Below are 14,258 nucleotides of genomic sequence, written 5' to 3'. Positions count from 1 at the left end.
ATTATGATAGTTTTTGGAGGCGTCTTCAACATTTGAGATTAGGAGGTTGTTACCATCGAGGCGGTTGCAGCTTTCAGAGTATCCCTGCGTATTTTAAGTAGTTCTTCCTCCGTTATTCGCATCATCTCGGCAACACGCTTTCTCTTGGCGGGAGTTGAAAAGTTAATCCTGTCCCATTCGTATGCCCTGAGAATGGTAAGATCGTTGGCGGTAAAGTCATCAGTTTCAAGCTGGCCGTTGCTCCAACGGACTCCGCTATGGCTGAAGTCTTTTTTCAGAGCTCCGGTCTCAACGCTTAAATCCCAAAGCCTTGTATTACGAAGGGGGATTGCGGCAAATATCTTTACATAATCCACCCCCAACTCCTCGGCAAACTTTATGGTTTCCCTTATCTCATCCCATGTTTCTGTGGGAAAGCCTACTACGAAGTTTGCCGCTATGTATATCCCGTACTCTTTTACCTTCTTTACCATTGCCTTTGCCTGGTCATAGTCAACCGGTTTATTGATTATCTCCTTAAGTACTCTCTGAGTACCGGACTCAATAGCAATGTTTAAGTACTTGCATCCGCTTCTGTACATCAGGTCAATCATTTCCTCATCCAACCTGAACACGGCAACGGCTATTGACAACCAGGGCATCGAGAGCCCCTCTTCTATCATACCCCGAAAGAGCTCTTTTGCACGCTTTTTATCCGTATAGAGGTTATCGTCATCAAAGATAAAAGATTTAACGTTAAAAGACTCCCTGAGCCACTTGATCTCGTTTAAAACACTCCGGGCCGACCTGGGTCTGAACTTCTTCCCGGAAATAGACTCTACCTGACAGAAGCAGCATCCGTAAGGACACCCCCTTGAGGTAAGCACCCTGGCAAAGGGAAAGTCCCGCGGAGAGTCGATGCTGTCTCTGGTTACAAAGTCCTTATTTGAGTACTTTGTATAATCTATCAGGTGATACGCCGGTAAAGGCAAAGCATCCAGGTTCTGAATAAAGTCCGAGTGCCCTCCGTTTATAACGGCTCCGTTTAACTTATATGCAATCCCTCTTTCAGGAATATTGTTTTTACCCATAAAATACCCCAATAAATCCCTGAAAACGTACTCACCCTCACCCATCACTACATAGTCAATGTTTTCGTCCTCAATAATAGTCTGTGAATTCATAGTGGCATAGACGCCCCCTATAACAGTCTTAATATTCTTATTAAGGGATTTAACAACACGGGCGGCTGCATGTCCTGAGGGCCCGTACTGGTCCATCAACACTGTTATGCCCACTACATCAGGGTTTTGCTCCAGCAAAACAGAGTGCAAATCGCTCTCCGGCATATTTTCCACATTAGCATCCACCACTTTTACATCACAAATGTCTTGTACCATAGAGGCAATCAGGCACAGGTTATATGGAACAAAGTGCCAAAGCGTGTTTTTATCCCACTGAGCCCAACGAAAATTCGGTACCACCAATGTAACTCTCATGTATTCACCCCTGTTTTTCTTTCAGAACAGTAGGTATTCTAATTATTAACTGCGGGTAAAGTCAAGGGAACGATTGCGCCCGAAATCCGATATAGAAAAACCTGTATCTCGTTAAAAGTGGTTTTAGAGCAGAAATTCCAGATTACAGCAGACAAGGAATGCTTTTATTCTTATGATTTGCCCCCTTGGCAGCCTACACCCCAAACATATTTCTTAACTCATCAACAGAAGCCGCTTTTTTAATATAGTCTTTAGTTTGTTCCAGCTTCTTTAAGTTGTCAATGTGGTCTATCATGTTAATCAGAGACATTCCGTCTATGCCGAATTTGAGTTCAATGGCTAACTGGATTCCTTCCTGAAGGCCCTTGATCAGCCCCTTTTCCATTCCTCTTTCTATCCCCTCTTCACGTCCTCTCTCTATACCCCTCTCTATGCCCTTCTCTATGCCCCTCTCTATCCCCTTTTCTATCCCCTTTTCTATGCCTTTTTCCATTCCTTGCCTGTACCTGACATCACGTTCTATATCATATACCAATGCCATTTCGTTTACCTCCTTACATACTTTTTCCTGTAAATCCCTCAGTTGGGACAATACCTCCAACTGCCGTATGTATTTTGAGCGGCTTAAATTACCTTTTACGCTCTCCTTTATCCTGCTTAACAGGTTCTTGATTACTATTGTATCATCTTTTTCTTTAAAATTACATAAGATTGCAATTATCATCTCTTGCGGCGAATCGGAATTCATAAATTTTTTGCAGTCTATGTTTCTGAAATCTATAATGTCATATTCGTAGGATACTTTCTCGTTTTTAATATAATTTGGCATTCTCAGCGGCTCTTTACCAACATAGAATAAAACCTGTCTTACCGGCTTTTTGTATTTTTGAGTAATGAAAAGCCAGTACCTCAGCATTCGGTAGGGCATATCGCTGTCGTTGGCAGCTTGAAACTCAATATGAAGAATAAAAGAGCTGCCGTCGTGTAGTGTAATGTCAAGTATAAAGTCGGCATCCCTTTCCTCTGTGATTTGAAGCTTAGTATTTAATGCTGCTACTTTTAAGGCTTTTATTTCTAAAACTTCGCCAATCAATACAAACAGCACCGCTCCAAAGCATTCTTTAAATATCTTATCGTATGGTCCAGACATTGATTATATTATAATATATTTTGCTCCTCTAATACCAAGTTGCATTCATTCGATTAACTTTGTTGGCATCGTCGAAAACTCCTTGATGTCTCCCCTAAAGCAACCGTGATGTCAAGTAAAATTTTTAAAAAATGGTTCTTTCACGTTTTGAGCGGGTAAAAGAAAGAATAAGCCCCTGTCGCCTCAAAAGTGGTAGCCTTCAGGTAGCTAAAAATGTCAAGGTTTCTTTCAGAAAATTGCTCCACGTTGTAAAATGTATGGATAATAAACTATATATTACATAAGTATTCTTTTGTAATATAATATATGACTAAAAATGACCGGTTTTTGACAGGATAAAAGGAGGATAAAATGAATGATTTAATCACTATCCAAAAGCAAAAATTTGATTACGAAATTGATTTTAAAAACAGACGCCTTGCAGAAAATTCTAAGCTGACCTATAAACAAGCCGTAAAGAGTTTTCTGCAGCATGTTGAAGGGAAAGGCACTATTACTCCGGAGCTTGTTATGAGCTGGATACAGGGTCTTACAGAGCGCCTTAAAGAGGGGACTATCAAACCCGCAACTTATAACTTACGTCTGCAGGGCGTTAAAGGCTGGCTCATCAAAGAGCACGAAAATAATCTTCCCATAAGGTTTGGCATAGAGCAATTGTTTAAGAGTTTTAAAAAACCTGTAATAGAAACTGCCGTCCATAATAACGAATATCTTACCTATGCGCAGATTAAGGATTTAACCGGCAAAACCACACAGAGAATAAAACTTATTCTATGGGCACTGTTTTGGACAGGCTGCAGAGTAAGCGAACTTATCAATATTAAATTTACCGATGTTAAGACTAACGGCAAAGTGACAATTAAAATATTAGGCAAAGGCGGTAAAGAGCGGACTGTTTATATGTCCTCACAACTGTATGATAATTGCAGAGAGATATTTGCCGGAAAAACTTATCTGTTTGAGACTAAAAACGGTACTCCATACAACAGGATATCTCTGCATAAAGAGATAAAAAGACAATCGGAGAGACATGGTTACTTCATACATCCGCATTCTTTACGACATAGTATGGCGATGTATCTTAAAGACGAAAGAAGTCTTACACCGGATCAGACAAGTAAGTACCTAGGACACGCTGATGTCGCAACTACGTTACGTTTTTATTATCACGGCATACCGGCTAGTGAAGACATAGGGATATTTGATTAATTGCAGGCTGCAGTCAAAAGAGTAGGTTCTTTACCAAATCGAGTTGTTAAACCGTAAAACCGTAAATATGGAAAGCCGTATTTACGGAGTATTTACCCATGTTAAAAACTCTCGTGGGCTTAAAATCTTCACTCCCTTGTACTCATCAAAAGGAAAATGTTTTCTATTTCCAGTGATGATCACATCGACTTTAGCCGCTAAAGCCGTGGCAAGATAAATTTCGTCATCACGGTCAATCAAATTAAAAGAACTTTCCAATGGTTCGATGGTTTTAGCTACTTCTAAAATTATCGGAATGGTTTCACTAAATATCTTAGTAGCCGCTAAATTTAGCTCAAATCGTTTAATAACTCTGTCGTATTCCGCAATAATTTTTTGTGAAAGAAAAATTTGATGTTTCAAAAGAACTTCGTCAATTAAATCACGACAAATACCGGCATTAAGTCCGGCGGAAATAATAATATTACAATCAAGAATAACCCTCATTAAGAAAATTAAGAGATAGATTGAACTTGCGCTTGTGCTTCTCTTTCTTTTCTCTTCTCTTCCCTGACTTCTCTAATTTTTTCATTGACGATTTCCATTACTTCCTCTTCCGGCAAGTTAGCATAAGGGTTATCGGCCAGTTTCTCATAAATTTCGTGCAAGTTTTTAATTACTTGTTTTTTCCTAAATTCTATCTCTACGGGGTCTGCGGGTCGAACGATAACCCCGTCCTCGTTTTCGACTACTTCCAACAAATCTCCCTCGTGTATGTTAAACCTCTTCCTAAACTCTATCGGTAGAGTTATTTGGAAGTTGCTGTTTACTTGCCAAAGCATAGTGGCCTCCAGTTCCATAGTAAAATAGTAAGTTACGATTTTAGTATAGCAAATGGTTTTTTAAAACAACAAGAGTATACCCGAAAAACGACATAGAGGTAAGAAAAACGAGTAAAGGAGTTGAAATAAAAGGAGATAATAATAGCCGGAGTAGGTACACCGGTTGCACGGCTTGTGCCTATAGCCGGCCGACACACAAACAGAATCCCTGATACAGCTAAAGGTAAAATTGTTTTTCATGAAGATTTAACCGCTCCATTGCCGGACAATATAGTTGATTCCTTCTATAAATGAGAGCTTTGCTGGATACTCACACTTTTCTGTGGTGGATAACTGATAGTTCTTTGCTATCGAACAGGGCGGTGCATATTATGAGTGATGCGAGGACGGAGTTGCGAAATCTTGAGAGTATTTTTCTTTGATAAAAGGGTCTGTTAACTGAACTGTGTCAGACCCGGTACCTCGCCTTTCTGTAAAGATTATTGATACGGACCCGATTTCGCAGTCTTCCCAGCTCTGTAATTGAACCGCCGAATTGTTTTATATACCCGTCTATTTCCTCACGCTGCTCTGTGCTGTGATAAATTTCAATATCTATTCCATTGGGCAGATAGTAATCAATAAAATTACCGCTGAAATGACTCTCCTCCATGCGCACAAAATCAAACAAAAAACGCTCAACCGCAGGTGGTTTAGCTATGCGAAAATCCGACTTCACAAGCATGTTGAACCGGTATAACTCATCCAGATAGAGGAAACAATTTTCGTCGGCGCCGCTTTTTTGTAATAACAACTTTGCCATTGCAAAGGCATGACGGCTGATGGCCTCAAGGTAATCAACAAAACAAGTAGTCCGGTACTTATAGATTTCGTTGTTTCCAAGCTCCCCGGCAATATAACGCTCAACAACGCCGTCTCCACAAACAAAGGACTCAGCCTCTGAGAGCCGGCTCCAGAGGTTTCCCTCCTCCTCGGCGCTGAACTGATTATATAAGTCCGGCAGAAGAGGGTTATTATGAAGATTGTCGTATATAAGTTTGAAAAATTCCGCACGTGAGAGCCCCAAAGAGGCAATAAATTGAATAAGCTCAGAAAACACACCGCCGTTGTTAAAGATATCAATGGTTAAATTCAGCCGCCGGCATTCCTTGTAATCCTCATAAGGCATGGTTTTATTTGCAACGCAGATTTCCTCGATTTCGGCAATAGAGAAACTCTCACCATAGAGCTTATATATTCCGAAACACCTTGGTACGATACGAAATTTTGACTCAATAGCGTAATGGTGCCTGCTTTCTTTAGAAGCGCTCTCTGTACCTAAAAGCATCATATACTGATGGCTGGTAATCAACTTTATCCCTGTGCTGCAGATATCAAAGACTGACTTAAAGTGGGCCTCTTTGCTGTCTCCGGGCAGACATAAAATCAGCTCCGAGAAGCTGTCCGCTCCGTGGAGTTCGGAGGTTTCAGCAATTTTGATAATATCCTCAAAAGACATGTTTTTACGCTTAATACTCCGCAGCACGTCATCATTAGTGCTCTGCACGGGGGCTCCCGGGTTAATGGAATCACCAAAGAGATTGGCTATCTCTATTATGCGTTCTTTCTGGTTTTTAGCCGATTGTATGCTGACACTGCGCGGCCAATTATATTGGCTCTTAATAAGTGCAAGTTCCTTTGCAGTATCCAGATCGCCTTTAAATATTCCGAAGTTCAGATCAACAATGCAAAGATCGGGCACCTTTGCCCGCATGGCAATGTACCTTAAATCGCTGTTGATTCTTTCCCTGGAAAAACTGCGCAGCTTATTGTAATAAGGGGCCGAGGCGGTGCAAAAACCGCAGCTATAGGGGCATCCGCGCACTGTTTGAATTACAGGGGTAAGAAACTCATCGAAAAACTTATCAAGTAACCCTTCCGTAAAAGGGGAGGGAATAATGTTAAGGTCATTAATTCTCTCTAAAAGCTCCCCCGCCACCAGATGATTATCTGTGTTTAGATATACGGTGTTTGGGACAGACTCTCCGGTACGTTTGACCTGCTCAGCCTTAAAGCCGTTTTCCTTTAGCACCTTGTAAACTTCCACAAAGGCCAGCTCTCCCTCACCCTGAACATAGAAATCAATGTAAGGGTATTTCAACAGAAACTCCCTTTGTTCATCCTCTTGCCGTGGAAAGTTCGGCCCCCCAAACACTGTTATAGTGTCCGGACGGTGTGCTTTAATTCTCCGCGCAAAAGCATTTGCCAAAGAGACATTCCAGTAGAAGGTGGAAAAACATGCTATGTCCGGGGGGCTGTCTTGCAGGTATGAGCTGAAATCATCAGGGTACTTAAACAGTTCAATCTCTATCTCATCTCCAAGTACTTTCTTAGCATAAGAAGCCACCATTGCCACACCCAGAGGGATGGCGTTTGTTGCCACTACGTTGTTGGTATGTGTCAGGTCTGCAAAAGAAATCTTTATTGCCACACGGTATTTTCCATCATGCCTGCGGGTAAAGTCAAGGGGATTCCCCTTCAGAGCATGACAGTCTCTGCTTTAAACTATACTGATAATACGCAATCCTGAATGAGCCGCTTTATAGGGGAAATTGACTTCCAGCCCCTGAAAATGCTATAAACCCCCTATGCTTTTTAACTCTTTTGCGTACATATTTATATTTTTGCCTGTTGTGTTTTTATCCTATTTTTATCTGAATAAGAGGGGACTTACGGAGACGGCAAAGGTCATGTTGGTTATAGCCTCTTTAGTGTTCTACAGCATGTGGAAAGTCCAATATATATGGGTAATTGTGTGTTCCATTGTTGTTAATTACGCCATCGGGTTTTTGCTGAAACGGGATACACACAGACGTCTTCTCTTAGCCACAGGGATAGTGATAAATGTAGCGGCACTGTGTGTGTTTAAATATACATACTTTGCGGTTACAAATTTAAACACTTTATTCAACACCAACATAATGGTAACCAATATAGCACTGCCGCTTGCAATCAGTTTTTTCACCTTTGAGCAGATATCATATCTTGCGTACTGCTATTATAATAAGCACACGGAGAGTTTTTTAAATTATTCCCTTTTTATATCATTTTTCCCAAAACTGATAGCAGGCCCGATAGTGTATCCGCAGGAGATGCTTCCGCAGTTTGCCTCAAAAGAGAACAAAACGATCAATTACGAAAACATTGTAAAAGGACTGGTACTGTTTTTTTGTGGTTTGTTTAAAAAAACTGTAGTTGCGGATACTTTAGCGATAGTGGCAGCCAATGGTTTTGACAAGCCGGATGTACTGAGTCTTGTAACGGCGTGGGCAACAGCGCTGGCATACACGTTGCAGTTATATTATGATTTTTCGGGTTACACCGATATGGCATGTGGTGTGGCTTTGATGTTTAACATACATTTACCCATAAACTTTGAATCTCCGTATAAGGCATCCAATATTCAGCAATTTTGGAAAACATGGCATATGACGTTAACCAGGTTTCTAAGGGATTATATTTACATTCCAATGGGTGGAAACAGGGCAAGCCGTCTTACAACGTATGTTAATATATTTGTGGTGTTTTTAATCGGCGGCATATGGCACGGAGCCGGTTGGACTTTTATCATATGGGGACTGCTCCACGGCGCCGCCATGGTGCTTCACCGGGCATGGCAGTTATCAGGGCTTAGGATGAATGGCTACATCGGGTGGTTTTTAACGTTTAACTTTGTCAACATAGCGTGGGTGTTTTTCAGGGCTAAGAGTGTGGATAGCGCATTTAATGTGTTAAGGGGTATGTCGGGGGTTCATGAGTTGAAAAAACTCCTTGCCTGCGGCCCCACGGCAGGTATTGCCACTGTGGCGGCCATGGTTATAAATTCCGTCAAAGAGTTTGCCGTAGCACTGAACGGTTTGTTTTTGGAGCATTATTTATACTATTTCTTCTTCATATTTATCTCATTAACAATGGTTCTAACCATAAACAACACCAATCATATTGTCAGATACTTTAAACCCTCCGTGGTTAGTTCACTGTTGTTTTCATTAGTGATGCTGGTCTCTCTCTTATATCTCTATAGTGATATAAGTGTCATAAAACCGTTTTTGTACTTTAACTTCTAAAGTATGGAAACATCCAAATATAAAAAATGGCTTTTGAGGTCGTGTTTGTTTCTGCTGATGTTTTTCTCACTGACCGTGCTGCTGACATATCTTACAGATCCTTTGAGAATATTTCACGCGGAGGGGAATTTTAAAATGGTTCATGAATATACCCCGTTATTTGCTTACGGTAAGCTGCGAAATTATCACTACGACAGCATACTGATAGGCTCATCCGTAAGTGACTTATACAGCACAAAGGGGCTTAACCGGGTTTTTAACGACAACTTTGTACATCTTAATAATCCAGGCGGCACAGCCCATTCCTATAAACTGGTCTTAGGCCACGCATTTAAAGTCAGGGGCGATATCAAACGAATTGTATATGTATTAGATCATTTTTTCTTTTCCGGCACGGTTGACAGACTGCGTGTAACCAGGTCTAATCTGTTCTTTTATTATGACCCTTTTTATCTTTCGGCCATAAAGTACTTGACGGACTCAAACATGTTATTTTTGAGTTTAGACGTTATTATTTCCCAAATCATTAAAAAAGACTACAAGAGGATCCTTTACGGTGACGGTGACGGCATGGAAACCTTTACCCCGGCTCTGTTTAATGCAGAGGCTGCTATTGACAGTTTTAACAAAAAACTATACACATCAAGGGGTGATGAACTGGATAAATTCTACAATGACAACGCATACAATATGGATGTGCTGAGACAAAGTTTTGAGTTTAATCTGCTTCAGATGATAAAGACTCACGGTAACACCAAATTCATCATCATATATCCGCCGTACTCGATATTGGAATTTGTGCTGCTGGAGAGAAAATACAACAAAAGCTATCACACATTTCTTGACTTTAAATGTTATATAAACACAACATTATCCTCATATGACAATGTGGAGATATATGATTTCCAAAACGAACGTAACATTACAGAGCAGCTGAACCGTTACCAGGACGTTATTCACCATGACAGGGCTACCGCCTTGTATATAATCAATAACCTGACAAATGATAAGTACCGTGTTAAAAAAACCGGTGCATGTGTAAGGGATAATTTAACGGCCGGTTTTTCACTTCCTCAGTAGTTTGTATTACCCCTATCGTTGTCTTATAAAGCATGTTCGTTACGTCTTTCCTCGTTAATATACTGGAGAAAATGATGAAGGCCACTGCTTTCACCCCATGCCGGCCTGACATGTATAGACAAATTGTTTATAATATGCTATGTTTGAGTGGGATGAAGCAAAACGGCAAAAGAACCTTGATAAACATCGCCTCGACTTTCGGGATGCGCGGCTGATGTTTGACGGTCGAAAAGCGGTTCATGTGCCAGCCTTCAAAAATGCTGAGTCCCGTTTTGCTTCTATCGCCATTGTTGGCGAGAAGTTTTACACGGTTGTGTGGATGTGGCGGGAAGATCGCCGCCGTATAATATCTTTCAGGAGAGCGCGCGATGGTGAGGAAAGAGCATATCGTCAAATACACGGATAAGGAATTAAGCAAGCTGGTCGAGCGTGAGGGGACGCTTTCCGATTGGTATAAGGCCGCCGGCATGACACAGGCGGAGATCGAAGCCTGTGTTGCCTCTGATTCTGATGAGGCTGAAATGGTCATGGATTGGGATAACGTCACAGTAGAGTTGCCGCACCCTAAGGCCATTCTGAACATGCGAATTGACAAGGACATACTTGACTACTTCCGTAAGACCGGCAGAGACTACCAATCCCTCATCAATGCCGTTTTGCGGTCTTATGTTCAATGGCGAGAGCAGCATCACCACAAGGGATAACAGGTGGTGTCACTTTCTCCCAGCCGCCTGTGTTTACTTCCGATTGCAATTGGAGCCGCTCAAAAATAGATAAACTCGTAATCGCCCCTGTAGCCGAATTCATTAAACAGCCATATCCACTCGGAGACCTCAAAAAAGGACTCACACGTGAGGGCCCAGCACTGAAGGTTAAACAGCTCCTGCTCGCTGCGGTAACTCTCCACCACTACATACTTCTCTTTCCCAACGCGTTGTATCTCACCAAGTGCCGTCTTTAACTCAAACACTTTAAGATTGTGAAGGGTTGTCAGCGATATTACAAGGTCAAACTCGTTATTACCAAAGGGGTATGGGTCCTGTGCTTTGTAGATAAAAAGATTTTCCCTGATTTCCTCTTTAGCGTCACCCAGTGCATAAGCTGACACATCAAACCCGGTAACCACAGCCCCCGGCAGCAGCTTTTTTAATTCATATAATAAATATGCCTTTCCGCATCCAACATCCAAAATCCGTGCACCCTCTTTTAACCCATATATCTCAATCAGCTTTCTTGCCACGACCTCCCACCGCCCGTCATAGCGGTAGCCGCCATAGCCGTACTTCCTGTGCCCGTCCCAGTAGCCGGCGCCGTAGCGCTTTGCCACCTCCATACAGTGAACCTTCTCGTTACACATCCGCCCAATGTAATCACGCACCACAGCCCTGTGAAGCGGCGTTACTATTTCCAACAGTCTTCCCATACCGCCGCTATTATAAAGTAAGAAAGAGAGAAAAAGGAAGAAACAGAAGAAACGCTAAATACATGAGAAATATTATTTTCTGCTCAAATGCTATTGCCCTGGTTCATTGATAGAACTACTCAAAAATATCTTTAATATTTACTTGCAGTCCTTCGATGACTTTAGAAGTAACTGTGCCTTCAATTTCTGCAATGGAGTGTAATTTGTATTTATTGTTTTCTATGGTAAAAACCTCGACAGTTTGTAGTTCGGGTATAACAATCCAATTTTCAGGCACCCTGTATTTTTCATAAATTGCCTTCTTGACTTCTGTATCCTTCCTGAATGTGCCTGGTGATACTATCTCACAAACCATATCAGGTACGCCTCTAATCCAGTCCTGTCCAATATTCATATTTTCTTTTTTAATAAATAATATGTCAGGTTGTAGCCGATTGAACCCTTCCTCGAAAATTACATCAAGCGGTGAAAAATATACCTTTCCTAGTCTATTTGTTTTTACGTGATGTCTAATAATCTCGTTTAAGTTACCGATAACATCCTGGTGTTTTCTGAACGGACTTGAACCCATAACTTCCACTCCATTGATTATTTCTGTTAAGTCTAAATCTCTTTCGATGGTTTGCATAAAAATATTATATCATTTGAGAGGAGGGCTTGTCGATGGTATGACCCGAAATCCGGCATAGAGGAGACAAGATATTCTAACATATTTCCGGTAACGATTGCTTGGACTCCTCCGGCCACGGCACATTCTAATATCCTATTATCTGGTAAATACTCAAGAGCTTTAATTTGTTTGCCGGGTGTAATTAACTCGGAAAAAGATAACAACCACCTTTGCGCTCTATATGCGTCTTGCTCTTGCCAAGCGAATTTCTTTACTAAATTCCTTTGGATTTCAGCTAAAATATCATCTGAAATACAATTAAGCACTTGCCGTTTTCTGGCCAACTTAAAAACCTTCGCCGGTAAACTTTCGGGATAGCAAAGAGCGGAAATGATGATGTTGGCATCAAAAACGACTTTAAGCATTTATCTGTTCGTTATTATATTCCTCGATTAAGCGTGCTACATCATCCTCGTTTTTTAAGCCCAATTCTTGAGCTTTTTTATAGCCGTAACGACTCAAGTATTGCCATTCTCTTTCTTCAAGATAATTTCTTAAGGCTTCCCTAAACAGTTCGCTTTTGGTTCTGTGCTCCTCTTTAGCCATAGCTTCCGCCTGCTCTAAGAGTTCGGGCATAATGGAAATGGTGACAAGTTTGGTTGTTCTCAACATACACCTCAATTAGTAAAGTAATACTTAGCTATACTATAGCAGGTTGGATTTATTAACTCAAGGGGTGCGCTCGTACTGTGGGGCTTCCCGATGGGGTTAGTCCGCATAGTGCACGGGCTACATTCATTACAAAGAACAGGTCATAAAGCGGAGTACCGCCAAAGTAAGCCTTGATTAGTTCTAAATCACTCATCCTGTCCAATTCAGCGGGCTTTAACTCTTCCATCCTCCACAAATTACTGCGGGTTAAGTCTTTGATTAATCCTTCGGTATTGTGCAGGTTCTTTGTAAGTGCTCGGATGTTTAAATGTTCGTAAAGTTGGGCGGTGATTTCCTTTTGGTGCTGATTTTTGTAAGTTGTTACAGATAAAGGGGCATGGATGTATTTAAATATCGGGTCGAAAATTTGTTTAGCTTCATCGGTGATTTTTGGGGGTTCGGTCTGAAAGGTGGTAATGATTAAATTTACATCTCCAATTCTTTTTTCAATCAATGCAGAGTAAGTGTTTTCTTTCAGTGGGGAAAGAGTTAAACGCTCGATGGCATAACGGCAAATTAGCATTGACTTACTGGTTTTGATTTTCTCTTTTATAAAATCCTGTAGGGTCTTTTGTAAAAATTCCGGCAAGTCGCCTTTGTTGCTTTGGAAATATTTTTTCTTGATGTGGCTGGCCGCTTCCTCATAAATTCTCTGCGGGACTTTGTTGGCTTTGGTAAGGTAGGCTTCTTTTATTGGTCACGATAAGCGGCCTTAGGGCGCTCCAGTCATTATTTAAAAAAATAGCAGGAATTTCGTCCACATTGTAGCAGGGAAAAGCTTCAATTGATTTTCGGCTTTCTGGATTATTCAGAATACCATTTATCATTAAATGTGTAATTTCTATTTGTGCCGGAATAAGATGGTCCATTTGTCCTGCTGTCGCTGATCCCGGTGTCCCCAATAGGTTATCACCGACCAGCCGAACAAACGTTCCATAGTCTCCAGAATCTTTTCCTTCCTGATAAGCCGACAAAAGTTCATGCAAGGAAGCTCCCTTGGAAAGCAAAAAATACATGGTGCCATAAAAGTCTTCTTCGCTCCCCTCGGGCATAGGCTGAATAGCATGGAATCGCGCCAGCTGCCCTAAAAGCGCTTTCTCGTTTTCCGATAATTTTAAAGTTGACATAGTTTCTATCATGTTTAAAAAGTTAATTTTATTGTGCCGTCTTCATTGAAGAAGACTAAAAGCCTTTGCTTTTCCTGCTGTAATCTCGGCCAACGAGCTTTGCTTCTTTCTAAATCTTCCCGCTCCTCTTGCTTTTGCCTTTGTTTATCTTTGTACCTTTCCAAAAGCCCAAACACTTTGCCTGCTCCTCTCTATGGAAGTTCTTCCAGTGGACGTTCCAGTATTATAAAAACCTTTAACTGTACTTGTCAATCCCAAAGGATATCCCGAAATCCGATATAGAAAATTGAGTTCCCCCCCAAAATGGATTTTTGAGGAGAAATTTCAGATTACAGCAGAGCTATCCATTTTTTTCCACTATAAAAAGTTTATTTTTTCATCAACAATACTAAAATCAATATGGATTTTCATCGTTTTATATATTTTTGAACATAATTCTCCCTGTATTTTCTTTTTTCCATCTTTCCTCCAACTTTTTTTAGCCACTACATAACAGGCTATATTCAAAAGTTTTCCTCCGTATCTCTTCAAATATACCAAGTT

The 14,258-nt window shown here is 41.0% G+C and carries 17 protein-coding genes; 5 read left to right on the top strand and 12 right to left on the bottom strand.

What is annotated here, in order from left to right:
• Positions 1 to 38 precede the first annotated feature (38 nt).
• On the bottom strand, positions 39 to 1,478 hold the full coding sequence (locus tag H7844_13915; GenBank protein ID MEO5358376.1) for a B12-binding domain-containing radical SAM protein: 1,440 nt from the start codon (positions 1,476 to 1,478) through the stop codon (positions 39 to 41).
• Between the two features lie 193 nt (positions 1,479 to 1,671).
• Entirely contained in the window at positions 1,672 to 2,571 is a 900-nt protein-coding gene (locus H7844_13910; GenBank protein ID MEO5358375.1) for an Rpn family recombination-promoting nuclease/putative transposase, read from the bottom strand.
• Positions 2,572 to 2,979: 408 nt separating this feature from the next.
• Here H7844_13910 and H7844_13905 point away from each other — a divergent pair, with 408 nt between their 5' ends.
• Complete coding sequence (locus H7844_13905; GenBank protein ID MEO5358374.1) at positions 2,980 to 3,837, top strand: tyrosine-type recombinase/integrase; 858 nt, start codon at positions 2,980 to 2,982, stop codon at positions 3,835 to 3,837.
• An 81-nt stretch (positions 3,838 to 3,918) separates the two neighbouring features.
• Here H7844_13905 and H7844_13900 read toward each other — a convergent pair whose 3' ends face one another.
• From H7844_13900 to H7844_13890, 3 genes are all read right to left on the bottom strand, one after another.
• Positions 3,919 to 4,323 carry a putative toxin-antitoxin system toxin component, PIN family gene (locus H7844_13900; protein MEO5358373.1) on the bottom strand — a complete coding sequence of 135 codons (405 nt, stop codon included), beginning with the start codon at positions 4,321 to 4,323 and terminating at the stop codon, positions 3,919 to 3,921.
• An 8-nt stretch (positions 4,324 to 4,331) separates the two neighbouring features.
• The gene (locus H7844_13895; GenBank protein ID MEO5358372.1) at positions 4,332 to 4,658 is read right to left on the bottom strand and encodes an AbrB/MazE/SpoVT family DNA-binding domain-containing protein; all 327 of its coding nucleotides are present in this window, start codon (positions 4,656 to 4,658) and stop codon (positions 4,332 to 4,334) included.
• Between the two features lie 448 nt (positions 4,659 to 5,106).
• Positions 5,107 to 7,128, bottom strand: coding sequence for a cobalamin-dependent protein (locus H7844_13890; protein MEO5358371.1), 2,022 nt, complete (start codon positions 7,126 to 7,128; stop codon positions 5,107 to 5,109).
• Positions 7,129 to 7,387: 259 nt separating this feature from the next.
• Between H7844_13890 and H7844_13885 the strand changes: the two genes are divergently transcribed.
• From H7844_13885 to H7844_13870, 4 genes are all read left to right on the top strand, one after another.
• Positions 7,388 to 8,764 (top strand): MBOAT family protein, encoded by a 1,377-nt coding sequence (locus tag H7844_13885; GenBank protein MEO5358370.1) that lies wholly within the window; start codon positions 7,388 to 7,390, stop codon positions 8,762 to 8,764.
• 135 nt (positions 8,765 to 8,899) lie between these two features.
• Entirely contained in the window at positions 8,900 to 9,844 is a 945-nt protein-coding gene (locus H7844_13880) for a hypothetical protein (GenBank protein MEO5358369.1), read from the top strand.
• A gap of 139 nt (positions 9,845 to 9,983) precedes the next feature.
• Positions 9,984 to 10,250: a BrnT family toxin gene (locus H7844_13875; GenBank protein MEO5358368.1), complete on the top strand. Its 267-nt coding sequence runs from the start codon at positions 9,984 to 9,986 to the stop codon at positions 10,248 to 10,250.
• Positions 10,213 to 10,548 (top strand): BrnA antitoxin family protein, encoded by a 336-nt coding sequence (locus H7844_13870; GenBank protein ID MEO5358367.1) that lies wholly within the window; start codon positions 10,213 to 10,215, stop codon positions 10,546 to 10,548. Before H7844_13875 ends, H7844_13870 begins: the two co-directional genes overlap by 38 nt.
• Positions 10,549 to 10,607: 59 nt before the next feature.
• On the opposite strand, the gene H7844_13865 is transcribed toward H7844_13870, so the two are convergent.
• From H7844_13865 to H7844_13835, 7 genes are all read right to left on the bottom strand, one after another.
• Positions 10,608 to 11,267 carry a class I SAM-dependent methyltransferase gene (locus H7844_13865; GenBank protein ID MEO5358366.1) on the bottom strand — a complete coding sequence of 220 codons (660 nt, stop codon included), beginning with the start codon at positions 11,265 to 11,267 and terminating at the stop codon, positions 10,608 to 10,610.
• Positions 11,268 to 11,382: 115 nt separating this feature from the next.
• Positions 11,383 to 11,895, bottom strand: a complete 513-nt coding sequence (locus H7844_13860; GenBank protein MEO5358365.1) for a Uma2 family endonuclease — start codon at positions 11,893 to 11,895, stop codon at positions 11,383 to 11,385.
• Positions 11,871 to 12,302 carry a putative toxin-antitoxin system toxin component, PIN family gene (locus H7844_13855; GenBank protein ID MEO5358364.1) on the bottom strand — a complete coding sequence of 144 codons (432 nt, stop codon included), beginning with the start codon at positions 12,300 to 12,302 and terminating at the stop codon, positions 11,871 to 11,873. Before H7844_13855 ends, H7844_13860 begins: the two co-directional genes overlap by 25 nt.
• Positions 12,295 to 12,549: a ribbon-helix-helix domain-containing protein gene (locus tag H7844_13850; protein MEO5358363.1), complete on the bottom strand. Its 255-nt coding sequence runs from the start codon at positions 12,547 to 12,549 to the stop codon at positions 12,295 to 12,297. Before H7844_13850 ends, H7844_13855 begins: the two co-directional genes overlap by 8 nt.
• A 52-nt stretch (positions 12,550 to 12,601) precedes the next feature.
• Complete coding sequence (locus H7844_13845) at positions 12,602 to 13,177, bottom strand: hypothetical protein (GenBank protein MEO5358362.1); 576 nt, start codon at positions 13,175 to 13,177, stop codon at positions 12,602 to 12,604.
• Between the two features lie 52 nt (positions 13,178 to 13,229).
• Positions 13,230 to 13,715 carry a hypothetical protein gene (locus H7844_13840; protein MEO5358361.1) on the bottom strand — a complete coding sequence of 162 codons (486 nt, stop codon included), beginning with the start codon at positions 13,713 to 13,715 and terminating at the stop codon, positions 13,230 to 13,232.
• A 357-nt stretch (positions 13,716 to 14,072) separates the two neighbouring features.
• A partial coding sequence (locus H7844_13835) for a hypothetical protein (protein ID MEO5358360.1) occupies positions 14,073 to 14,258 on the bottom strand: 186 nt, incomplete at its 5' end.

The sequence above is a fragment of the Nitrospirae bacterium YQR-1 genome (assembly GCA_039908095.1).
Lineage (GTDB): Bacteria > Nitrospirota > Thermodesulfovibrionia > Thermodesulfovibrionales > Magnetobacteriaceae > Magnetomonas.
This window is presented reverse-complemented; position numbering and strand designations above follow the sequence as displayed.

Excerpts from the sequence above, each read along its gene's own strand:
- H7844_13900 (MEO5358373.1), bottom strand. The coding sequence starts at position 4,323 with ATGAGGGTTATTCTTGATTGTAATATTATTATTTCCGCCGGACTTAAT.
- H7844_13880 (MEO5358369.1), top strand. The coding sequence starts at position 8,900 with ATGGTTCATGAATATACCCCGTTATTTGCTTACGGTAAGCTGCGAAAT.
- H7844_13860 (MEO5358365.1), bottom strand. The coding sequence starts at position 11,895 with ATGCAAACCATCGAAAGAGATTTAGACTTAACAGAAATAATCAATGGA.
- H7844_13895 (MEO5358372.1), bottom strand. The coding sequence starts at position 4,658 with ATGCTTTGGCAAGTAAACAGCAACTTCCAAATAACTCTACCGATAGAG.
- H7844_13840 (MEO5358361.1), bottom strand. The coding sequence starts at position 13,715 with ATGTCAACTTTAAAATTATCGGAAAACGAGAAAGCGCTTTTAGGGCAG.
- H7844_13905 (MEO5358374.1), top strand. The coding sequence starts at position 2,980 with ATGAATGATTTAATCACTATCCAAAAGCAAAAATTTGATTACGAAATT.
- H7844_13850 (MEO5358363.1), bottom strand. The coding sequence starts at position 12,549 with ATGTTGAGAACAACCAAACTTGTCACCATTTCCATTATGCCCGAACTC.
- H7844_13915 (MEO5358376.1), bottom strand. The coding sequence starts at position 1,478 with ATGAGAGTTACATTGGTGGTACCGAATTTTCGTTGGGCTCAGTGGGAT.
- H7844_13870 (MEO5358367.1), top strand. The coding sequence starts at position 10,213 with ATGGTGAGGAAAGAGCATATCGTCAAATACACGGATAAGGAATTAAGC.
- H7844_13875 (MEO5358368.1), top strand. The coding sequence starts at position 9,984 with ATGTTTGAGTGGGATGAAGCAAAACGGCAAAAGAACCTTGATAAACAT.
- H7844_13865 (MEO5358366.1), bottom strand. The coding sequence starts at position 11,267 with ATGGGAAGACTGTTGGAAATAGTAACGCCGCTTCACAGGGCTGTGGTG.
- H7844_13885 (MEO5358370.1), top strand. The coding sequence starts at position 7,388 with ATGTTGGTTATAGCCTCTTTAGTGTTCTACAGCATGTGGAAAGTCCAA.
- H7844_13855 (MEO5358364.1), bottom strand. The coding sequence starts at position 12,302 with ATGCTTAAAGTCGTTTTTGATGCCAACATCATCATTTCCGCTCTTTGC.